At 35.2% G+C, this 24096-nt stretch carries 20 protein-coding genes; 7 read left to right on the top strand and 13 right to left on the bottom strand.

What is annotated here, in order from left to right:
- Positions 1-25 precede the first annotated feature (25 nt).
- The 3 genes from FC97_RS13210 to FC97_RS04575 form a co-directional block, all read right to left on the bottom strand.
- Entirely contained in the window at positions 26-832 is an 807-nt protein-coding gene (locus FC97_RS13210; protein WP_082397524.1) for a MerR family transcriptional regulator, read from the bottom strand.
- Between the two features lie 79 nt (positions 833-911).
- Positions 912-1862: a zinc-binding dehydrogenase gene (locus FC97_RS04580; RefSeq protein ID WP_054642817.1), complete on the bottom strand. Its 951-nt coding sequence runs from the start codon at positions 1860-1862 to the stop codon at positions 912-914.
- A gap of 173 nt (positions 1863-2035) precedes the next feature.
- The gene (locus FC97_RS04575) at positions 2036-2800 is read right to left on the bottom strand and encodes a glycosyltransferase family 2 protein (RefSeq protein WP_054642816.1); all 765 of its coding nucleotides are present in this window, start codon (positions 2798-2800) and stop codon (positions 2036-2038) included.
- Positions 2801-2867: 67 nt separating this feature from the next.
- Between FC97_RS04575 and FC97_RS04570 the strand changes: the two genes are divergently transcribed.
- Entirely contained in the window at positions 2868-3620 is a 753-nt protein-coding gene (locus FC97_RS04570) for a tyrosine-protein phosphatase (RefSeq protein WP_054642815.1), read from the top strand.
- 295 nt (positions 3621-3915) lie between these two features.
- On the opposite strand, the gene FC97_RS04565 is transcribed toward FC97_RS04570, so the two are convergent.
- Positions 3916-4179 carry a type II toxin-antitoxin system Phd/YefM family antitoxin gene (locus FC97_RS04565; protein WP_054642814.1) on the bottom strand — a complete coding sequence of 88 codons (264 nt, stop codon included), beginning with the start codon at positions 4177-4179 and terminating at the stop codon, positions 3916-3918.
- 315 nt (positions 4180-4494) lie between these two features.
- Between FC97_RS04565 and FC97_RS04560 the strand changes: the two genes are divergently transcribed.
- The 3 genes from FC97_RS04560 to FC97_RS04550 all read left to right on the top strand — a co-directional run bounded on the left by FC97_RS04560 (position 4495) and on the right by FC97_RS04550 (position 10016).
- A complete protein-coding gene (locus tag FC97_RS04560) occupies positions 4495-5802 on the top strand; it encodes a zinc ribbon domain-containing protein (RefSeq protein WP_054642813.1) in 1308 nt (435 codons plus the stop codon).
- A gap of 133 nt (positions 5803-5935) precedes the next feature.
- Complete coding sequence (locus tag FC97_RS04555) at positions 5936-7891, top strand: Ig-like domain-containing protein (protein ID WP_054642812.1); 1956 nt, start codon at positions 5936-5938, stop codon at positions 7889-7891.
- 175 nt (positions 7892-8066) lie between these two features.
- Positions 8067-10016 (top strand): hypothetical protein, encoded by a 1950-nt coding sequence (locus FC97_RS04550; protein WP_056967872.1) that lies wholly within the window; start codon positions 8067-8069, stop codon positions 10014-10016.
- Positions 10017-10443: 427 nt separating this feature from the next.
- Here FC97_RS04550 and FC97_RS04540 read toward each other — a convergent pair whose 3' ends face one another.
- From FC97_RS04540 to FC97_RS04510, 8 genes are all read right to left on the bottom strand, one after another.
- Entirely contained in the window at positions 10444-11187 is a 744-nt protein-coding gene (locus tag FC97_RS04540) for a glycerophosphodiester phosphodiesterase family protein (protein WP_054642808.1), read from the bottom strand.
- Positions 11188-11461: 274 nt separating this feature from the next.
- Positions 11462-12622 (bottom strand): N-acetylglucosamine-6-phosphate deacetylase, encoded by a 1161-nt coding sequence (gene nagA / locus FC97_RS04535; protein ID WP_025085849.1) that lies wholly within the window; start codon positions 12620-12622, stop codon positions 11462-11464.
- A gap of 92 nt (positions 12623-12714) precedes the next feature.
- Complete coding sequence (locus FC97_RS04530) at positions 12715-13584, bottom strand: DNA/RNA non-specific endonuclease (protein WP_054642807.1); 870 nt, start codon at positions 13582-13584, stop codon at positions 12715-12717.
- A gap of 165 nt (positions 13585-13749) precedes the next feature.
- A complete protein-coding gene (locus FC97_RS04525; RefSeq protein WP_054642806.1) occupies positions 13750-14124 on the bottom strand; it encodes a Rid family detoxifying hydrolase in 375 nt (124 codons plus the stop codon).
- Positions 14125-14140: 16 nt separating this feature from the next.
- Positions 14141-15052: an L-lactate dehydrogenase gene (locus tag FC97_RS04520; protein WP_054642805.1), complete on the bottom strand. Its 912-nt coding sequence runs from the start codon at positions 15050-15052 to the stop codon at positions 14141-14143.
- Between the two features lie 152 nt (positions 15053-15204).
- Positions 15205-16260 (bottom strand): D-alanine--D-alanine ligase family protein, encoded by a 1056-nt coding sequence (locus FC97_RS04515; protein ID WP_054642804.1) that lies wholly within the window; start codon positions 16258-16260, stop codon positions 15205-15207.
- Between the two features lie 325 nt (positions 16261-16585).
- On the bottom strand, positions 16586-16750 hold the full coding sequence (locus tag FC97_RS13365; RefSeq protein WP_156314078.1) for a hypothetical protein: 165 nt from the start codon (positions 16748-16750) through the stop codon (positions 16586-16588).
- Between the two features lie 289 nt (positions 16751-17039).
- On the bottom strand, positions 17040-18278 hold the full coding sequence (locus tag FC97_RS04510; protein ID WP_054642803.1) for a PTS sugar transporter subunit IIC: 1239 nt from the start codon (positions 18276-18278) through the stop codon (positions 17040-17042).
- Between the two features lie 266 nt (positions 18279-18544).
- Here FC97_RS04510 and FC97_RS04505 point away from each other — a divergent pair, with 266 nt between their 5' ends.
- Complete coding sequence (locus tag FC97_RS04505; RefSeq protein ID WP_371125784.1) at positions 18545-19468, top strand: DUF1002 domain-containing protein; 924 nt, start codon at positions 18545-18547, stop codon at positions 19466-19468.
- Positions 19469-19756: 288 nt separating this feature from the next.
- Here the strand turns inward: FC97_RS04505 and FC97_RS04500 are convergent, their stop codons facing one another.
- Entirely contained in the window at positions 19757-20455 is a 699-nt protein-coding gene (locus tag FC97_RS04500; RefSeq protein ID WP_225868726.1) for a ribonuclease H family protein, read from the bottom strand.
- 62 nt (positions 20456-20517) lie between these two features.
- Between FC97_RS04500 and FC97_RS04495 the strand changes: the two genes are divergently transcribed.
- On the top strand, positions 20518-21273 hold the full coding sequence (locus FC97_RS04495) for an alpha/beta hydrolase (protein ID WP_054642801.1): 756 nt from the start codon (positions 20518-20520) through the stop codon (positions 21271-21273).
- Positions 21274-21313: 40 nt separating this feature from the next.
- Positions 21314-24073: a YhgE/Pip domain-containing protein gene (locus FC97_RS04490; RefSeq protein WP_173585305.1), complete on the top strand. Its 2760-nt coding sequence runs from the start codon at positions 21314-21316 to the stop codon at positions 24071-24073.
- Positions 24074-24096 lie beyond the last annotated feature (23 nt).

The raw sequence follows: 24096 nt of genomic DNA, 5'->3' as shown, positions 1-24096 counted from the left end.
TTGGAAGGTACCGCAAAAAAACATTTTATTTATTTTTTAATTGATATTCTAAAAACATGAAGTCCGAACCACCACGATTCGTCAAAATACTATTATCATTCATTTGCCATAAATCAGTATTAATACTCAAATTCTGTTTTTGGCAGAAACTATTTAATTGTTCCAGTCCTCGACAAACTTCGTCAGTACCATTTTCAACTTTAACAGTTACGTATTCACCAGCTGGTTTTTCAATTGCTGGCATGGCCTTACCACTATTATTGGTAGAACATTCTTTAATAACTCTAAAAGAAGCGTCTGGATAATCTTGTGCATTTGCATCAGGTAAATCAGTTAGAAAGCCTGATTGGTTACCGTCCATTAAGGCAAGCTCGTCTAATTCCTTATAAAATGAACCAAACAGTTCTGCAATCTCTTCATCAGTACAAGAAACTGATTTTTGTGAACACCAAAATGAAATTTTTGATCGCTTAACTATTACTGGTTGGTAAGGTTGAACGGTTATTTGCTCACCTTCTCCAACTTTTTTAGAAACTACCGATTGGATTTTAGACAATTCAGTAATTTTCCCATCTATTTTCTTCTGAATATTCAACAACTCATCCATAACTTCAGCACTTGAATTATTTTGTAATTCTTTAATTTTTTCCAATGGTAAGCCTAAATTTTTCATTCCCAAAATGAATAATAAATCATATATCTGGTCATAGTCATAATAGCGATATCCATTATCACTACGTTCTTTAGGATGAAATACATCTTGCTCATCGTAAAATATCAATGTTCTTCTTGTTGTATTCGCTAATTGAGCCATTTCACTAATCTTTAACATATAACTTTCCTCACATTATAAAATTATATGCTAAATTAACAAAAAAAATACACCCCTCACGGGATGTATAAATTTATTTTTAGTCGGTTGTAACAATAACTTGTCCCATTGGACGGTCATGTTTCATAACGTATTCTTGAGCTGCTTGAATATCATCAAGTTTGAAGACTTTAGAAATTGGAATCGTCAAATGATTATCGTTGATCAACTTGAACATTTCAGCGACTAATTCATTACTAATATCTACACCATCAAAGGCTGTAATATACTTGCCACCAATATTTTCAAATGGATCGAAGTTCTTCCATAACCATTCACCGGCTAACAAACCAACCAATGTATAAACTCCACCACGTTTAACATGTGCTAGTGAATCACTAAGAACGGGAGCCCCAACCATATCAATTAAACCATCATAATTTTTTTCAGTTTGAAGTTTACCATCTTGATCAATCACAACATCAGTTGCACCCATATTGAGTAACATTTGACGACGTTCTTCACGTCTAGTTGTTACAGTAACTTTGATACCCATAGCGTTGGCCAAAACCATTGCAGCCATACCAACACCAGTCGTACCACCACGAACTAAGAGTGTTTGACCAGCTTGTAACTTAGTTGTCTTTATAGCGCCAAAAGCTGTATAGAATGTTTCAGGATAGTTAGCAAAATCTACCCATGAACCATCGAATTCAACCGGACGAACAATGTCATCTGGTACTAAAGCATATTGTTGTTCACTACCATCAAATTGGCGACCAAAGCCACCATTGATGATAACTATTTTTTGACCCTTCTTTAGATTGCTATTCTTTGAAGGTTCAAAAACCTCACCAACAGCTTCAACTCCAATAACTCTTGGAAATTTAACTGAAGGAGAACCACCCTCACGAGTTAGAACCTCATAACGATGAACGGCAAAAGCACGAATGTGAATTACAGTCTCCTTATCAGTTGCTTTAGGAATAGGACGTTCTTCAATCTTTAAAACCTCTGGGCCACCGGCCTTACTAATAACTACTGCTTTCATATTTAATATCTCCTATATATTTCATTTATCTCTCTTCAATTAAATACTATAAACTGTCACGCCACGTTATAGTCAAGGGATAGTTTCAAAGTTTTTTTGAAAGCAAATAAACCCGCTAAAGTGCTATTCTTTAGTTGGTAATTCGAACACAAAAAAAGCCGAGCTAAGCCCGACTACTCCATTTGATCTTTTTCTTTTCGAGTGCTGTCTCGAATTGCTTTGTAAACTTTCATTCTAGCGACTCCAACGTCACGCACATTTTCCATGGCAAAACGTTTGGTTATACTGTCTTTTCTAGAAATGTAATGATATAAAGGAAGATTATCTAAATAAAATTGACGTGCGACAGTCGCATATTCAACGTTAAAAACTTGATCTTCCATTAAATCTAAGTCTGTTTGGAATCTTAAATTATTATCAGTAATAATCGAACGAATGTAGGCTTTGTTCCAGGTGTAACCCATCACGGTACCTGTCATTCTGATTATTTGCTTGATTGCTTCATCTCGACCAACGATTGAGGTTTGTCGACTTGAAACTTTATTTTTTACTTTGCCATTTTCGCCTTCATTAAAGAACCCACAAGTAACCATATCTACATCGTAATCTTCAAATTTGGATAGAAAGTGTTCTACATAATCAGGTTCAACCCAATCATCTCCATCAATGAACGTTACCAAGTTACCATCGGCACTGGCTAATCCAGTATTGCGGGCAGCCGAAACACCTGCATTTTGTTTGTGGCAAACAACAGAGATCCAATCATACTTTTTTGCATAGGAACGAATTATCTTCTGAGTTTGATCTGTAGAGCAATCGTCCACAATGATTAAGTCAAAATTATGATTAGTCTGAGCGATTACCGATTCAATCGAGCTAGAAATATAGCTAGCTACGTTATAAGCCGTCATAATAATTGAAAGTTTATTTTTCACCATAAGTCACCTTAAATATTATTTTACTTCTAATGACCCAAAATACGCAACAAGACAGGGGAGGATAAAAATGAAACGTATCTTAAATCTTGAAGGTGCCATAAATTTACGTGAACTTGGTGGATATCCCACTAAGGATGGTACGACAATTAAATATAATAAGCTTCTTCGTTCAGGGGATATAAGTAATTTAACAACTAATTCTTTAAACTACCTTAAAAAATATGGTTTAAAATATGTTATCGACTTTAGATCCAATCAGGAACAACAAACCTGGTCTGATGTTACTTCCAATTTCTATCGCATCTATTCTGACCCCGTCTACCCTTTGACTGGTAATGGAGATAAGCTAGCTGGAGCTATCAATCACGGTGATTATTCTTACTTGGGATTGATTTATCAAAGTGTCGTTCTGGACAAACACGGTCAAGAGGCTTACAGATTTCTTTTCGACCGCCTGCTCAATAACAATCAAGATCATCAATCATTGCTTTTCCACTGTGCTGCTGGTAAAGATAGAACTGGTATTGGTGCCCTTTTAATTCTGAAAGCTTTAGGCGTTGATGACGAAATAATTACTAAAGATTACCTACTAACTAATCTAATGTATCAAGATAGTGACGAAATTGAGGCCACTTTGAATGATGAAAATGGTAATCAAGATATCAACAAGATGAATATGACTAAAGGTGATCTAGAAAGTATCACCTCAGTTTTCGAAGCCATTGAACACTATTATGGTAGTTTCGAGAATTATTTGGATAAAGCTTTAGGTGTTGACCAAACTAAATTGGCAGAACTCAAACGAATTTATACTGAGTAAAAATTAATCTAATATTGTTTTATATCAAACTAGATTGGCAAGAAGTATTTTGCTTTCGTTATAATTATTAGTGGGAAGACGTAACCTCACTGATTTACCTGACTACAAATCCTACAGACTTCCCGCGCATAATCTATCTTTATTTGACTGATACAAAACCAAAACGTCGTTTTCCTCATACAAGTGCTTGTATGAGGTTTTTTTATGCACTCTTAGTGACAAGTCACTTAGAGAGTATTATGCATGTGTTCGTAGAACACATACGTTCCTTGAAATTCACATTATGAATTTCCCACTAGATTTCATCCCAATCTATGCCATCCGTGATATCAATAAATTCAGAATCATCTTTTTCAATTTCACGTATCTTATCCCAGGTACCATCATTAATAAGATATAATGTCTCCTGAATAGCATGATAATATTTAGCACTAATCAAAACTGCACTATTCTCTTCTTTTCCTCCATTTATTTCAATCACGGTTGAATTATTATTAACCGATTCCATTATTTTATAAAAATCTTTTTTAGCTTGTTCTGCACTTAATATTTTTTTCATCGAATTACTCCTGTCTTATACAAATATATTGTGACATATGTTTTTGGGTACACAAATTAAACAGCTTAAGATGCACTTCAATATGTAGAATCACAGCATAATGCTCCACTTTCAAGATTTACCGACTGATATAAAAACAAATATAATATTAGTGATAAGATATTTTTAAGCAAACTTTAACAATATTTTGTATAATTAGGTTTCGGATGTATATATACAACATGTGACCTTTTTGTGAACTTTTATCAAATGTCTTCATATACATAACAGTGTCTTGTATACTTATTTTGTCAACATAATGGAGGAATGCAAATAATGTTTTGTCCAAATTGTGGCCACAAAGTTGATCCAGATCAAAAATTTTGCGATAACTGTGGTTGGGCCCTAAAAAAGAAAAATACTGAAACAACAGAGAATAAAGACGACGACTCAATTCGTTCTTTATCTGAAATTGAAAAAGAATTAAATCAAGAAGATCCTTCAACTAAGAAAATTGAGGAGAAGCCTGTTTTACAACAAGCTCCTGCTCAACAACGCGAATACAGCAATACCAAATCTGAACCTGAAGTTGAACCTCATAAACAAAAACCTTCCCATTCAGAACCAGAAATGAAAACTTTTAAGCAAGCTGATCGTTCATCTTTTAAGAAAGCGAATGCCGCTGAACCTTTAGATGATCGGACACAAGTTTATAACAAGAATGATTTTAATCCTATTTCTCAAAAGCCATACAAAGCTAATACCTTTGAAGATCCAATTAAGGAACCATTAAGTGATCCTTTCAAACCTACTGAAAGTGAATTACGTGCGGCTAGAGCTAAACAGGCTGCTGAACAAGAAGATCCTAATGATGGTTTTATCCACAATATGATAAAATTTGCCAAGAATAATGCTTTTGTAAGTATCATTGCCGTTATTATTGTAGCGATCTTACTAGTATTCAAACGTAACTACGGATTTATTGCCTTAGCTATTGTCCTTATTGCTTGGTTCTTATTGTCTCAATTACGTCATGGTAATGAAACTGGCGCTAATAAAGCTTTAAAGCGTGAAACTTCCTTAAAGAAAAAAGATTCAGATAGTCCTGACGACAATTACACTGAGGAACATTACCAAAAACCTGCTCACAATAAGAGAGATGTTGCGACTGAAAGACTTCATTCCAATAAGAAGACAACTACTCAGAAAATAATTATTGTTTCTTCCATCATTGGTTTCATTGCATCTATTGGTGGGCCATTCTTAAACGGAGTCTCCTTATCGAGTACTATTTCTACAGCTGCTAATTACACAGCTAATATTGGTGCTCAATCGATTTGGATCACTAATGGATTTTCGGCTATCCGTATTATTTGTTTCCTATCACCAATCATTACTTTAATTGCCGCTAACTTCAGAAAACGTGGCACAATCAGATTGGTTAGAATTTTTACAGTTCTACCTACTATCTTATACGCAGCACTTTACGGAGCACTTTATGCTGGCTTAGTAAATTCAACTGCTATTACTGGACAAGTGGCCGTGACAACTAATGGGTCATTTGGGACTAGTTTCTATGTGATCTTAGTTACTTCAATTGTTTCTCTGTTGATGTCATATTCATTACGTCCCAGAATAAAATAAACCCTCAGGGGTTTATTTTTTTATGTTAAATTACATATCAAATTAGTAAAGAATATTTTGTGCAGATCGAATTATTTTCCAATAACCTTTTTAATATAATTATTTCAGATAGTAGTATATTGGAGGTGATTTCGTGAAATTTAATAGACATATCAACAAAAATATAAAAAGATTTCTTATTTTTATCATGCCTATTTTTATGATCAGCTTAACAATTATCACGACGGAACATCTAAGTCAGGCTGAAGAAGAAACAGTTGTGACTCCTAAATATACTCCTACTAAAGATCCCACTAAATTCATTGGAATCTGGTTAACTAGTGGTTACTCTTTGCAGCCGAAAGAAAACTACTATACTACTGTCAATAATTCAGTGACCATTAAAACCAATACTGGCCGTTCTGTTTGGACATTACTAACCGGAATTTTTGATTCTTCAAGTTATCAATGGTGGGAGTCAACTGACGGTAAAACTTGGTCAAAAATCAGTAAATCTAATGGTGGTCAAAAGAAAAATTTGGTAGTTACACCAAAAGAGACTGGCACTACCTGGTACCAGTTAGATACTCAATACGCCTTTTTAGGTCTTAATAAAAAGCATCTTTACTCTAAGGTTGGAGCTATTCATGCTCTACCTGAACCAGTCAATGCAACTAAATTGGACGTTTCCGTTGACGATGACTACCTTTATAATACTAGCGACAATCTTTCTAACACAACCTATGCCCAGGCTACAGCGACTCCGGCTAACGCCACTGGTACAGTTGATTGGTCTGTTGACGATGAGTCTTTAGCCACTGTTGATAATGAAGGTCTCGTTACAGCTAACAATCAAGATAAAACGGGTACGGTTCACGTTATCGCTACAATGACTAATCCTGATGGAACTAAAATTCAAGGCTCTGCCCCTGTTGAAATCGGTGGCGGTCTAGAAGATAGAACTGTCAAATCCGGCGAAACAGCTACTTTCACTCTGAAGGGTAATACTGGCGGTGACGGAGAAGATGAAGAAAATAACGGGTCTGTAATGATCGACTGGTATCGTTATGATCCAAATACTGGGCAAAGGACAAAGGTTGAATCTAATGGTGGAACTAGCTATACTACCCCCGATACAACTTATGCTGATAACGATTCCTTTTATCAAGCTGTTATAACTTTAAAAGTTAACTTAATTACTAAAACAATCACTACCAACAAAGCTAAATTGACGGTTATTCCTTCCGGAGACCCCAATATTGAAATCACTAATCAACTTACCAATCAAACTTTTACCACCGAAGATAATGACGATCATAGCCTTTACGATGTAGTAAATGGTGATAACGTTGTCTACCACGATACCCTCAAAAATAATAGTAACGACGGTCTCTTGAAAAACGGCTTCTACGTAATTCCGATGCACACAGGTACGACGGTCAATAGTATTAAAGTAAATGATCAAAAATTAGACGATGACAAATTTTCAATTATTCATAATGATGAAGATGATACCGATGATCTTGTAATTGAATTGGGCACCTTAAATATACAAGAAGTCGCAACTATTGATGTCGATACGACGGTTAAAAATGCCACTCAAAAAGAGGCACGCTCCTACATTCCTTACATTTATGGAACCAATAATGATGACAATATTTATCGTAAAGAAGGTGCCGTTGAAACTATCAGCTATACTACTAACAGTCTAGATGCCAATATTAAAGATATCGACTTTGGCACTATTAAAGCTTTTAGCAAAGGTACTCTGCAACATCGCCCTAGTACAATGAACTCCCCTAACAATATCATTGATATTAGCGACCAAAGACGTGATAAGGGTGGACTAAAAGTTTTCGTATCGCAGATAAATGAATTCACCGATGATAATTCTGAAGTACTACCGGTCAGTTTAAGATACTACGACAACGGCAATTACACTGAAGTTTTGAATAATAAAGTTCAAATATCGCAATCAGATGTCGGTCAAGAATTATCCTCAATCGGTTGGAATAAAGACGATGGCCTCTTATTACATGTAAATGATGATCATCTAAAAGCAGGCAAATACAGTACTACATTAACGTGGTACTTCCAAAACAGTTTGTAAATATTAAATAATAAAAAAAACACGGAAATTACTCCGTGTTTTTTTATACTAAAATATAAAAATATTTAATCATTTTTTAGTGCTAAAAACTTGCAAAATATGCAAAAATGTCTTTATTAAAAATCAAACATTATATACAATGAGTTGTGGTCTAAAAATATTAAGGAGAAAAATTGTGATACTATATACGAACTTGAAAATCAAATTGTTAATCAGTTTCATTATAATTTTCACAACCGCTTTTTTCCTAATTACAAATGAGCAAACTATAATAGCCGAAACTGAAGAATCAAACCCTCCATACAAATTTAAACCTAGTCCTGACGCCAAAAGATTTTGGGATATTGGTCCAATTACAACCAGTGGCTATACCGAACAGCCTAAAGAACATTACTACATTATATTGGGCGAGAAACTCCATATCGAAACTAACGTTGAGCGAACTCCTTTGTCTAACTTTTTCTTAGTACCACAATATCATTGGTGGCAATCAACTGATGGTATAACCTGGACCGATGTTAATAAAAAAACAAACGGTAATTCTTCACTTGACTTTATTCCTACCACGATAGGAAAAACATATTATCAGCTACGTACTTCCTATGTTCTTTCCCATGTCTATACTGGAAGCATCTTTTATTCCAAAGTAGCCACTGTTGATGTTGAACGTGAGCCCGTATCTGCTAAAGAAGTCAAAGTTCATACCAGGGCAGATTATCTATTTAATATCGATAGCAATATTACCCGTGGCACAACCTTTGCCTACTCAAGTCCCACGCCTTTTAACGCCACTGAATCGACAAAATGGTCTGTTGATAAACCAGATTTAGCAACTATTAATGAGGATGGACGTATTTTTGCTAACACCAAAGGTAAATCAGGCATCGTTAAAGTGACTGGAACTATTAGCAACAAGGATGATACTGTCGTCTCTGATTCCAAAGAAATCACTATTGGAAACGGATTAGTAGATCGTACCGCCCATGAAGGAAAAAAAGCTCGTTTTGAAATCCAAGGATTAAATAATGATACACGTGATGACGAATCCGGTGATATCACTATTAATTGGTATAAACAAGTTGATTCACAACACATGAAATTAGTTAAATCAGAAACAAATCTTGCTTCTAATGATGCCTTTTACGAGACTCAAAAGCTCCGCCTTGAAGATGATAACAGTAAGTATTACGCTGAAATTGTCGTTAAACAAGCAAAAGGTAACAATAGTGTCCTTATTGGACCGGCTACTTTAAACGTCCTGCCACCAAACGATCCTAAAGTTGAGATTTCAGCAACCATAACTAACGGAACATTCGATACGAGTAATACTGAAAATCAGTTAAATGATGTAACTAATGGTGACTGGATAAATTACTCTATTGATTTATATAATAACAGCCAACGTGATGTTCACGACTCTTACGTAACTCTGCCACTACATTTGGACACCCAAATCGAAAGTATTAAAATCGGTAGTACTGAGATAGATAATTCTGACTATTCTTTAAGTACTAACGAAAAAAATCAGATACTAAGAATCAATCTAAATAATCTAGATATGCATCAAGAGAAGACCCTTTTCATTGCTACCACTGTTAAAAATATCAATGACCGTGAATCCTTTGATTCTCAAATTGACTTTCATGGATTAGATCCAGATTCTGATGAATATACTAGTCAAGGCAATAGACTAAATATTAACTACATTAATAATCAATTAACAGCATCCATCAAAGACTTACATTTTGAACCAATCACTCTTTTCAATCACAATAATTTAAAGTATCGTATCTCCGCCAATAACGATCCAAATGAGGTAATTTCAATAGACGATCAACGTCGGAAACGTCGTCCTTTAAAGCTCTTTTTGAAACAAGAAAGTGACTTCGAAAATAAGGATAACAAATCGATTAAATTACCCGCTGATTTACGTTATTACGATGGTGATTCTTTTACGTCACTAACTAATAAAACTCTTATTAATGAAACAACATACGGACAAATATTCAATTCCATCAAGTGGCATAAGGATCAAGGACCACTTTTACACATAAACAATAGTAATCCTATCCCCGGAAATTACTCTTCAAAACTCACTTGGCAATTCGAAGATAGTGTAACTTAGAGGATTATACGAAGGGTATGAAATACATTACTTATCTTGGCTTAGCTTGCATTCTGTTTATACTTAACAGTAAGAGAAATACAAATGAAGAAATGGTATTTATATTTCTCGAAGCCTCACAATGTGAGCTTACACTTACCAAAACATCACCGATTTAAAAATATCGTAGTCAAGGTAAATGTAATCGAATGGGATAGTAACAAAAAATGGGTTGAAATGGAGATGACACAAAATCAAACATGTAAGAGATTTTGTAATATCCGAAAATGATATGTAATAAACCACGTGTTTTAAGCAAGTTCTTTACCCTTCTGAGAACTGCAGAATTGTCATTTATCATGATGAATCCTCCGAAACAACAATTTAGTCTAGACAAAAAGGTCTCGTAGAAGTTAAAAGCACTAACTTCTACGAGACTATTTTTATATTATTCTTCTAAAAAGCTCATTCTATCTGCAATATTAGTAATTATTCCATCAACACCCCACTTGAGTAGTGTTTGCGCACGATTAATATCATCGATTGTCCAAGCGTTAATTTCGTAACCATAATCCTTCATTTGTTTAACTTTAGCTTCAGTTAGTGAAGAACCATCTGGATGAACGATCTTGGCGTGACAAGCTTGCATAACCAAATTCCAATCATCACCAAGTGTTGCTCGACTGAATAAGACAGCATATTTTAAATCTGGTCTTAACTTATACATCTTTTCCAACATAATTGGATTAAAACTAGAAATAATTAATTCAACATGCTCATCCAATCGATCCAATGACTCAACAAACTTTTCAACTAACTTATCAGCCAAATAGTTGGCGTTGTCCCCTACAACACCCTTTAACTCGATATTGGCGTTAATTTTATGGATATTAAGGAAATCAATTAATTGGTCCAAAGTTGGTATCTTTTCACCGCGAAATTTCTCAGCAAACCAATATCCAGCATCGGCATTAGCCACTGTTTCACTATCAATAGTTTCAATTGAACCAGATTGATTTGTCGTTCTGTTCAATTTGTCATCATGGATGACAAAGATTTTTTCATCTTTAGTGATGCTTAAATCAGTCTCAATCCATTTAACATCATGATTTACCACCTCATTGAATGAGGCCATAGTATTCTCAGGTGCTAACGTTGGTATTCCTCTATGAGCAACAATTTTTTTATTCATAGTAATCCTCCCGATATGTAGAGTATACAACAGCCATGCAAGGGACTAAAAAACCGAGGTATCTTATTGGTTTGCCTCGGTTTTTGGTTGTGGTTCTATTATTTGGTTTTCCCATGTGGAATAACCAATGTTTTAATCTTTATAGTGGAAACGAGCTACACAGGCCAATTTCTTCCGGTTTGCTACAGCACTGAAATTGCCCGCCAAGTACGCGTGCGATTCCAGTACTTAGGCAAATCCTCGGAAATTCCCAGGCCTGTTCCGCTCTCTATCTTTAGGCCTTATATCTTGATACACCGTCAAGATATGTTTCTGATAATGTCATATCATCGTCAAGTACGATGAAATCAGCATCTCTACCGTCAGCGATAATACCACACTTGTCAGCAACCTTTGAACTCTTAGCAGCTGTGTAACTTGCCATTTCTACGGCTTCTTCGTCTGTAGCAATGTTCCAGTCAACAACGTTCTTGATAGCTTCGTTCAACATCAAGATTGAACCAGCTAAGTTATGTGTTTCATCTTTTAATCTGGCTGTTCCGTTAGCAACAACAACTGGTAGTTCACCAAGTACGTAGTCACCATCTGGCATTAAACCGGCACGCATACAATCAGTAATTAGGGCAACGTGTTCTGCACCCTTCTTTTCGATAACGATTCTTGCTGCGAATGGGTTAACGTGGTGTCCATCACAGATCAATTCGTCATCAACTAAGTGCATTGAAAGTGCTGCACCAACCATACCTGGTAATCTGTGATTCAAACCACTCATACCATTGTATGTATGCGTAAATCCTGTAGCGCCTGCTTCAACACAAGCTTTAGCTTGTTCAAATGTGGCATCACTGTGTCCAAGATATACAGCAACGTTATCTGAAGCGACAGCTTTAGTGAATTCAACTGAGCCTTTTCTTTCAGGAGCAATAGAAATCTTCTTGATCATACCATGAGCAGCTTCTTGCCAGTCTTCAAATTCTTCGGCATCTGGATCTCTGAAGTACTTAGGATTTTGTGCACCCTTGTGTTTTTCTGTATAGAAAGGTCCTTCAAAGTGAATACCTTGAATCTTGGCACCAGTAGCCTTCTTGTAATTATCACCAATTGTTTGGCAGATATGTTTTAGTTGGTCATGTGATGCTGTCAAAGTTGTTGGCAACCATGAAGTAACACCAGCCTTTAATAGACCTTCTGACATTTCATTTAATTTTTCAAAGTCGTCATCCATAACATCATGACCTACAAGACCATGAATATGTGTATCAACTAGACCTGGGGCGATAAACTTGTCTGAATAGTCAACAACTTTACCTTCAGGTTTTTCTTCGTCAGCATGATAGAATTTACCAAACTTACCGTCATCAGTAACTTCTAGGTAGCCGCCATTTTCAGTAGTGTTTTTTAAAAAGAACTTCTTAGCATGAATATAATATGACATTATCGAGTCTCCTTACTAATTTTAACGTTTTCATTATACCATTGTTTACTGGTCTATACCACAGAAGAAAAACAAATATCTCTCCTATTTGTCTAGTGATAATAATGATGATACTTCCTATAATGTCTGTAATTTTTGTGTCTATTATTATAATGCTTATTTTGATAATTATTAGCAACTTCGGGTACTGTGAAAGTTGTATCTACGGTTGACCGTCCTGTCGCATAATCAAAGACAATATTATTTTGAACATTCCACAAATATCGGTTAAATTTGAAACTTCCATCAATTGATAACGCCTGTACCCAAACGCCTCGAGCCATTAATTCGTTACCTCGAAAAATTGGTGTTACTTGATAAATAACTTTTTTATTTTGTGCCAACTCATTACGAACCATTTGTTCCGTTTCAGTCATTGTTTTCTGATTTGAGAATTCTGTTTGTGTGAAAAGATTATACGGATTATCAATACTACCCAACTGACCTTGTTGTGTTTGACCAGACTTATTCAAATTAAAAGTCATTGTATAAGCAATCAAATGTCCCCTATTTTGTGGAATTACACGTGTCCCGTTGACCGTTTTGGGTTCGTTATGCCAACCAGTCGGACGCCACGTCTGTTCAGTTCTCGTATTAGATTTACCCAAATTATTACGAGTTAAATATGCTGTCGCCGTTTTAGTTCGATTTAGATTGTCCAACCCACCATAATTTATATGAGTCTGAGTAAAATCATTAGCTTGAATCGTTGTTGGCCGATCATTGTTCAAAATCTTAACTGCTTTATCACCAGATGTATATGTCCAATTACTCATTTCCTCTGCTGTAACATTTCCAGTGGAGTCAGATTTTTTGTTAGTCGTTGTTTCTTGATTATCAGCTTGTTTAGAACTAGTATCCACATTCGTCGAACAGCCAGTCAAAAGTAGTGGTAGAAGTAACAGCAATAAACCTTTTTTCATAGTTTGTCCCCTTAACAATTTTTAGCAAGTTACATTATATCAATATATGTGAATTATCCTCTCAAAATAAAAAGAGTGCGACGTTTTGTCTACACTCTTCAAGAAATCATCAATTCTATTTACAGAGAGACTAGATTGTCCTCGTCTCATCATTGTTTTTAAATTCTATTTTGTTTCAGCAATTAATTCTATTTCTACCTTAGCTCCCATAGGTAATTTGGAAACTTCAATCGCACTTCTAGCAGAGAAATTTTCATTGAAATAATTTTGATAAATACTATTTACTTTAGAAAAATTATCTAAATCATCCAAATAAATTGTAGCTTTTAAAACATGTTCAAAGTCACTACTGGAAGACTCTAAGATATTTTCCAAATTCTCCAAAGTCTGCTTTGCCTGCTCTTCGATTCCCTCAGCTAACTTTGATGTTTGAGGGTTTAATCCGATTTGACCAGATGTAAAAATAATATTTTCTGATCTTGTAGCATGAACATAAGGACCAATTGCATCTGGAGCACTATTTGAAGTAATTCTTTCCATAATTTATACCTCTAAATCATTTTAAATTTTTCTTGATATAGTCGGCAGAATATTGAAGTTTATCTAATTCATCTTGTGGCAAATCTAATTGTAACTGTTTTTCAATTCCGTCACGTCCAACAATAGCTGGGTATGATAAGTAAACACCATACTCTTCACGATAATTTGATACGGGCAATTCGATATTAGCATCATTTAAAATAGCTAACGAAAGTCTAACTGCTGCAGTCGATACACCGTAGTTAGTATATCCTTTGCCATCAAAGACTGTGAAACCACCCATTCTTACATCTTCATTAATTTGATCCAAATCAAGACCATTTTTCTCAGCTAATTCTTTAACTGGTTGATCCATGACCTTTACCGTTGACCAAGCTGTAAATTGAGAGTTACCGTGTTCTCCCAAGTTATATCCTGAAACTGATCTAGGATCGACATCAAAGGCTTTACCAACAGCACGTTTCATTCTGGCTGAATCAAGCAATGTACCAGTACCAATTACACGTTCTTTAGGAAAATCAAGAATTTGTTGATACATTGATGTCATAACATCATTAGGATTACTAATTACGACCATGATGCCATGGAACTTAGTTTGTTTAATTTTATTGGCTACATCTGTTACAGAATCACCAGTTGGCTTTAATTCTCCAAAACGATTTGGGTGTTCTCCACCGATTAATTTGATGTGTCCAACGGCTGAAATAATAATATCGGCATCATCCAATTGAGAATAATCATTTACGTAAATATTAGTATGAGCTGGCAAATTAGCCATGGCATCTTCAAAGTCTAAAGCATCAGCCTTAACTTTTTTCTCATTCTTATCGATCAATACCAAGTCGTCAACAAAACCACCTGCAACAATATAATGTGCACATGCGGCACCAACATTTCCCATTCCAATAATTCCAATTTTTCTTGTCATGAAACATACCTCGCAATCAAATTTTTAAAGAATAGTTCACACGACAATTATACCTTATATTTGTAATCGCTTTAACAAAGCTTCAAATCTATCTAAAACAAAAAAAGATCATCCTCAACCAAGGAAGATGACCTTTAAATTATAATTCGTTATTATTTTCTTTCTTCGTAGTACTTAACTTTACTCTTAATGATTCTCTCACAAAGATCAGCATATGAAATACCGGCAGCTTCAGCTTCTCTTGGCATTAATGACAATGGTGTCATACCTGGTAAAGTATTAGCTTCCATGACATACAATTGACCGTCACGTAATAAGAAGTCAACACGACCATAGTTACTCATACCTAGAGCCTCAAAAGTCTTCTTAGTCAACGCTTGCATCTTTTCGTGAATTTTATCATCCAAATTGTCTGGAGGAGTAATAAAGTGAGTTACGTTGTTAGCTTGGAACTTATGTTGGAAATCATACCAACCTGTATCAACAGTAACTTCGACAGCTGGAAGAACCAAACCATCAACGATAGCAACTGAGAATTCGCGTCCCTTGATATACTCTTCAATTAAAACTTCATCATCAAATCTCAAAGCATCAGCAACTGAATCTCTTAATTCAGTAGCATTGTTAACAATATGTGTACCAACACTTGAACCACCGTTAGAAGGTTTTACTACCATTGGATAGTTGAAAGGAATATCCTCTGATAAAATCTTAGCAGTCTTAGTTGTTGTATATTGAGCAGTTGGAATACCATCTTGTACAAAAATTTCTTTAGAATATTTCTTATCCATAGCAAGTCCAGAAGCTAATGAGCCACTACCTGTATACTTGATATCAAAGACATCAAAGACAGCTTGCATCTTACCATTTTCGCCATCTTCACCGTGAAGTCCCATGTAGACAATATCGGCATGACGACAAATGTTAAGAACATTTCTACCTAATAGACCCTTAGTTCCGTCAGTTCTCAAAGCATTGATCTTTTCATCTGTAAGAACTTCATCATCAATAACTAATTTACTTTCATTTTCAGGTTCTGTTGTGAAGAGATCATCAATTTTATCCTCTTCAATATCCTTACCTAAGAATGAATCAACGTAAGCTACTTCATAACCTTTACTACGTAGTGCGTTGGTGATTTTAACTCCGGAAGATAAAGAAACATTTCTTTCTGTACTTCTTCCACCTGAAAGAACGACAATTTTCATTGTGTTTCACCTAATCCTTTTTATTTAATTATACTTACTTAAGCGTAATCCTAGAACCTACAGAATAGCATAAACCAGCGGAAAAAGCCATTTTAATCATCAAATAAATAGGAAAAACTTCATCGGTTTGTGAAAGCTTTTTTCTTTAACGAATGTACTTTTTCAGTAACTATTATAAATATGATAATACTAGTTGACATGTTATTACTTTATAGTTGTTTTAGACGTCTTATCTTGTTAATATATTAGTGAAGCAAGGTAAAGAAAAAGACCACTTAAAAAGTGGCCCTTAATCAGTGTCCTTGTCTAATAACAATATTACATATTATTTAGAGTCGGACATTGCCGTGTCCGACTTTTTTGTTTGAATTATTTCTTCAATTCTTTGATAATTTCTAGTAAAACTACTAGAATCAAGAAAATGGAAATCAATTCCAACGCCAAAGCCTCCCGTCATGATAGGAAGACTGAGAATATGATTTTCAACCATAAGCACCAGCTCCTTTCAATATAAGACAAGGACACTACAGTAAGTATAGCAAAAGATAATTCTTATCAGTTAGCATTTACATGCAAAAGTGCAAAACCCTATTAAAAATAATAAATGGACTATAAAATTATTAATCAATTAAAAAAGATCTATTAATGATAGACATGTTTTTAGCTCAGAAGCGTTAAAAGCGTGCGAAAAAGCAAGCAATTCTCACGCTTTTTAAAAATAAGTATTAAATAGCAGAAAAGAACGATAATCAGCCTCCTCTGACTGATCATCGTTCTTTTTAATCTGTAGAAGTCTTTTCTTTAGCAAGCATACCTTTTTCAGCAACTTTGAAGAATGGATAATACATTGCTCCAGCTAAGACTAACTCGACAGCTGACCAAACAGCAGCACGCCAATCCCAACCAGTTGCCATTAGTGGTCCGATAATTGGAGGCATTGTCCAAGGTACCATCGCTACTGGCGCATTCATTAATCCTAAATGAATCAAAAGATAACTACCTGTAGCTAAAATCAATGGAATTATGATAAATGGGATCATCGTCAAAGGATTCATAACAATAGGAAATCCGAAAATAACAGGTTCATTGATTTCAAACAAAGCACCTGGAAATGCTACTCGTCCAAGATCACGATAAGTTTTACTCTTTGAGAATAACATCAAAACAACTAAAGTAATTGTGGCACCAGTACCACCAACGTTAACCATCAAACTAGAAAATCCAGCAGCTGTGGCATAAGGAAGTGGTTGATGATGTGCAAAAGCGGTTCCGTTGGCAGCTAGGAACTGTAGAAAAATTGGATCAGCAATTCCCTCTAAAGTCATATCACCATGAATACCACAAACCCAGAGTAAACTTACTAAGAATGTGTAAACCAAAATACCTGGCAAAGTATTCATTGCGAATAGTAATGGATGGAAAATTGATTGAATAACTAAATTAATATCAATATGTAGTGGCATACGGATAAACCAGAATAGAACTAAAATAACGAAACCTGGTAATAATGAAACAAATGAATTCGAGACAGCTGTTGGTACACCATCAGGTAACTTGATAACAATATTTTTCTTAATAAAGAAGTTAAAAATTGTAACTGATATCATAGCAGTAATAATTGCAGTAAATAATCCAGATGATGAAAAATTATTAGTATCTAATTTGAACTTATCATTAAATGAAACGATGACAAATGCCATAGTTGAAAGTCCTGCACCGGAAATAGGATCAACTCCTAATTCCTTAGATAACTCATATCCAATCCCAATTGCAGCTAATAATGAAATAATTCCAAATGATCCATTAACAGCCACACCAATCATATTCATATACGGTTTGATGAAATTAGCCCATGCAGTAATTGGTATATTTCCAACAATTAGGAATACACTACCACTGATAATAGCTGGTAATGTTAAGACTAAACCATTACGTATGGATACTAAATATTTATTGTTTCCGACTTTTGACATCGGTGGCATAATTTTATTTTGAAGCCAATCCATAAAGTTTTTCAAAAGCCTGTACCCCTCTTTCTGTCGTAAAGTGGTTTTACAACATAGAAAGTATATTCTTGTAAGCGCTATTATTCAATAGGTATATACCATTTTTACTAAATCATTGACATATTGTCAAAAAACTATTCATTTTTATTAATTTATTCGCCAATATATTAATATATTCATACAAGTATCCAAAAAAAATTCTCATCTTCTCGAATTCTTCATACATATTTGGTTTAATAGTGTTTAAGGAGGATAAAACCTTGAAAAAGTTAAATATCATTTTATTAGGACTAGTTTCTCTAATCACGGTTGGGATCTTCTCAACTCAGACTGTCAAAGCGGACGATCTAAGCGATCAACCCGTAATGACATTGGGAACTTCATTAACATCAAGTCAACGTCAAGGAACAATTGACGCCCTTTCTTCACAAGTCAGTGGAGACTACAAAACTATTACCGTTACCGGTGATACTCTGGTGAAATATCTCAACCCTAGTGGCAGTAGTTTCACAAGTAATAGTGGTGTTTGGTCATCAGCCTTGATTCAAAAGACTTCATCCGGTTCTGGTATTAATGTCAAAATCGTTGATTATAATGGGAAGAACAATATTACTACCATTACAGCCGACCAATATCGTAATGCTGCCGTAACTGCCGGTATCAGCGATGCCAACATCTATGTAACATCAGCTACACCAATTGATGGTTCTGGTGCTTTAGCCGGAATCTACGCTGCTTATGCAAATAGTGGTGATACCTTGAACCAAAACCAAGTTAATGCTGCGCAAAAGGAAATGAATGTCTTAAGTAATATTACTGATGCGAATAAGGGTACTGATGGATATTCTGATAAACAATTGAACAATGCCGTTGCCGGTATGAAATCTGATTTGGCAAATAAAGGCGATAATATCACCGTTAACCAAATCACAACAATTGTTAATAACAACTTGCAAAAGAATAATCTTCAAAATATCATCAACAATAATCAAAAACAACAAATCATCAACTTGATGGTACAAATCAGAGATTCTGGTGCTTTGAAGAATTCAAACTTCAAACAACAAGCTCAAAAATTAAGTAGCGATATCATGAGTAAAGCTAAAAATATTTTTAACAACTTAAATACTCAAGAGAATCGTAACTTCTTACAAAGAATTTGGGACAGTATCGTTTCATTCTTTAGTGGTTTATTTAAATAATTTGAAAACAACATCTTCTTATTAAGGAGGTGTTGTTTTTTTATGTCTATAAAGTTCTATAATCAAACTAATTATAATTTGGTAAAGGTAAATACGTATGGACATAAAAACATATTGGAAATTCTTCAAGCAAGAATATGCCGACGAACACCATCCCTTCAATGAAGAGCTTCCCTGTGTCTGTGAGGTCTACAAATAAAAAGAGCAGCTTCCATTAAGTATTCAAAACACATATTATGCATTTGGATATCTCTTAATAGACGCTGTCCTTATTTAATTATTTAAATTTTACATTTTATCCATTGTTTCGTTCAACAAAGCATCAACACGGTTGTTTCCCACATTGGTTGCGTGTCCTTTAGTCCATTCAAAAGTCTTCTTAGGAACGGTTGGCAAAAGTTGATCCAACTCACGCCATAATTCGACATTTACCGGAGTACTACCGTCGGCTTTTTTGAAGCCTCTTCTCTTCCAACCGTTGAGCCAATTCTGGGTAATAGCGTTGAGGACGTACTGAGAATCTAAGACAAATATCGCATTTTGTTGGTTGATTTTAAGCTCATTTAATCGTTTAATACTCTGAATTAGGGCCATTATCTCCATGCGATTATTTGTCGCTCCAAATTCTCCACCAGTTCCTTCATATATCTGGCCTTTGTTATTGATATGATAGGCCCAAGCGGCTTTATCAGAATCCTTAACATGACCACCTTTAAAGTTACCATGATTTCTGGAACCACCGTCGGTATAAATAACGATGTCAAAATCTTCAATATTAGAAACTTTATTGGCAGATTTTTTAGTTGTCGTTTTTCTACTATTATATGAATCTTTTCCATCAATAAAAGCTTGTGCTTGTGCCTTATCAGGAAAACTTTTATATCTAGCTCCGGCGAACCCATCGACTTGAGCCTTACAGTCAGCCCAGGTTGAATAGATTCCAGGTTTCTTACCGCGTCGTACTGCATAATATTTTTGCAATGTCATACCTCATTTGGTTAATTTTTCTCAATAATAATTATATAATAATATCTTGTTGGGGTGAATTTATGAAAAAAGGGCAATGGCCGATTCTCTATATCCACGGTTTTCGTGGTGGAGACTATACGACCAAGAAAATGATCGAATCCGCTTTAAAGTGTAACGGTAAACAAAAGGACCAATTTCTCAAAGCAATCATTGATTGGAAAGGAAAGGTCACATATGAAGGGGTTTGGACTGAGGATGAACATCCCATTGTCCAAGTTGTTTTTCAAAATAAATGGGTTGGCAGTAACCAAATGGCATATTGGTTAACCAAGCTATTATTTAACTTACGCTTAGAACATGAATTCACAACTTATGATGCAATTGGTCATTCACTAGGTGCCGTTTCATTGGTACTGGTCAATTTGAAGGAAAAAATGCGTCCCTACATGCCTAGGTTGAAAAAATTAGTACTCATCGCTGCACCGTTCAACGGAATTATTGGTTTGGGAGATCTTCCCAACATCAACCGAATCAAACCAAATGGACGTCCAGCTTTTATGAGTCCAACCTACTTTAGAATTTTTATGAATGAAAAAAGTATCTCAGACGATTTACGCGTTTTGAACATTTTTGGAAATGTCGGCGATCACTCTAATAGTGACAAATACATTTCCGTTACATCTGCCAAGTCTATTTCTTACATTCTCAAACCGCGAGTAAAAGAATACACCGAATATCTTATTAAGGGCTCCAATGCAGAACACTCAATGCTTCACGATGATTCAGAGATTCTAAAAGTGGTCAACGGGTTTATTTATTATAATCCGCTGTCATAACGTTATATAATTATATTACTACTACAGTTTTAACAGAGATTTGGAGGGGATTTCTATCAAAGCTTGGGAATTATTTAAATTAGATTTAAAGAGGACGTTAAAATCCAAGCCCGCAACTTTACTGATGCTGGCATTGGTTATTTTACCGTGTCTATACTGTTGGTTTAACGTTTGGGCCCTATGGGACCCTTATTCTAACACCAGTGGTCTAAAAGTTGCCGTTTATTCAGCCGATACACCAGTTGAAGTACAGGGTCAAAAAATTGAAATTGGTGATCAATTAATCGACAACCTTAAAAAGAATCATAAACTAGGATGGACTTTTGTCAACTCCAAAAAGGAATTAGACCAAGGTGTCAAAGATGGTTCTTACTATGCTGGAATTTATATTCCAAAAACTTTTTCTAAGGACATTATCAGCTTCTTATCTGGAACTATTAAGAAACCGAAGCTGGTCTTTAAGGTAAATCAGAAAATCAATGCGATAGCCCCGAAATTGACCGAAACTGGGGCGACAACCTTACAAAATACAATTTCTTCTGAATTCGTGGGAACCATCAGTAAAACTATTACACAAGCCTTGAACAAGTCAGGAATGGATATCAAAGATAACCTTCCAATGTTAAGACGATTCGAATCTTTACTAGTCACAACTGATGACAACATCCCTGAATTACAGAATATTATGGATAAAGTTCAAAAAGCTAATACCCTAGTTCCTAACTTGAATCAAAAATTGAATCAAGTTAATGACATGTATGGATATTTGCCACTATTGAATGAAGATGCCAACAAATTAGTTAATGTTAATAATATTTTGCCATTAGCTGATGTTGGTGGGACCGCCGCTAAACAACTCAAGAATAAGATTCCTGAAATTCAAAATGCCGGTACACAAATCAACGAAGTAGATACAGACTTTGGTAAGATTTCCAGTTTAATGAGTTCCAGCATCACTCAGGTTCAAAACGGACTAGAAGTTATCCAGAAAGTTCAAAACGTCATGCCTGAAGTTCAAAAATTAGGCGAAGACGCTAAGAATGCTACTGATAAGACAACTTCTGAATTAATTCCTAAGATTCAACAAGCTTTACCTGTTATCAAAACAACCATCGATACTGGTTTATCAATGGTTTATAACCTTGGCAAACAAATTAGTAGTTCTGCCGAGATGATCAATACTCTAATCGACAAGATCAAAGAAGATCCAACTAATCAGCAATTGAAGGCACAATTGAAGACCGTTATTCAAAACATTGCTACTGACTCAACCCATTTGGCAAAAGTCAGTCGTCAAGTTGCTTCAGCTTTAACTGATCTCCAAAACTTCTTCAACCGCCTAGCCGAACAATTGGGTAAAGATAAGTTAACTCTACTCGACAAACCTATTCAACATCTAAACGATTTGGCTACGTTGAACGATACCTTAGCTACAAAAGCTAATGATATTTTGAACAACTATGACAGCTTAGATACTTCTGAATTACAAAGTAAGCTAACTGATTTACAAACACATGCAAATCAAGTAGCCGATGGCGTTAATACAATTAAAAATATCAATATTATGGATTCGGTTTCAACAATTATTACTGATATCAATAGTTTCTTGAAGGAACTTAGTTCTACATTAGGAACTTTCAACACTGATATTATCCCAACGATTCCAGGTCTATTGAACAATACTGAAGGTATTTTGAACACAGCTTTAAGTTACCTTCAAAAGTATCAAAAACAATTGCCTGCTGTTGGTAACGAAATTCATGATGCTAACCGACTATTGAACGGTAATATGACTAACATCGTTACTGGAATCGGTATGCTAAATGATTTCTATGACAACGATTATCCAACTTTGAAGAACAAACTAGCTAAGGCTACCTTCTTTGTTCAATATGAATTGCCATCAATTGAAAATGAGTTAACTACAACTTTGAATTTGGTTAACTCCAAGACACCAGAATTAGAGCAAGCACTATCAACTGCTAATGACTTTGCCGAAAATGATTGGCCACAGTTGAAGAAAGATATCCATCATTCCGCTACCCTATTGAAGAAGGGTAAGAAAGACGTTGACCTCGGAGCCATTATTAGATTAATGAAATCTGATGCCAACAAAGAATCCGATTTCTTCTCTAATCCAGTCAAATTGAAGCAAGACAATCTCTACGACGTACCAAATTACGGATCAGCAAGTGCACCATTCTACTTAGCCCTCTGTATTTGGGTTGGAGCTTTGTTACTATCCAGTGTCTTCACCGTTCACTTCAAATTAGACGAAAAACAACAGTATCTCTACACATTCAAGCAAAGATTCAATGGCCGTTACTTAACATTTGGTTTCTTAAATCAATTACAAGCAATCTCCGCAGCTTTAGGTAATCTATTTATCTTGCATGCTTATACTAAAGAGAAGATATGGTTAATCGTCTTCTGTATGTTAGTAAGTTTCGTCTTCATCTCGATACTGTATTCGCTAGTCCAAATGTTTGGAACCGTCGGAAAAGGACTAGGAATTATTATCCTAGTGCTATCAATTTCCGGAGCCGGAGGAAACTTCCCAGTAGTACTATCAGACGGATTCTTTAGAGTAATCAATCCATATCTACCGTTTACATATGCGGTAAATCTAATAAGAGAAGCCGTCGGTGGAATATATTGGCCTAATGCAACCAAAGATATTATTATATTGTTAGCATTCGGAATTGGATTCTATCTATTAGGCTTGCTATGTACAGAACCATTAAAACCATTTATGCATAAACTACATAAGAGTGCTAAGAAGAGCATGATCATCGAATAAGAGAGCGGAGCAGGCCTGGGAAT

It is taken from the genome of Companilactobacillus kimchii DSM 13961 = JCM 10707 (assembly GCF_001435445.1).
Classification (GTDB): domain Bacteria; phylum Bacillota; class Bacilli; order Lactobacillales; family Lactobacillaceae; genus Companilactobacillus; species Companilactobacillus kimchii.
The sequence above is the reverse complement of the archived record's forward strand: the minus strand, read 5'-3'. Positions and strand labels throughout refer to the sequence as shown.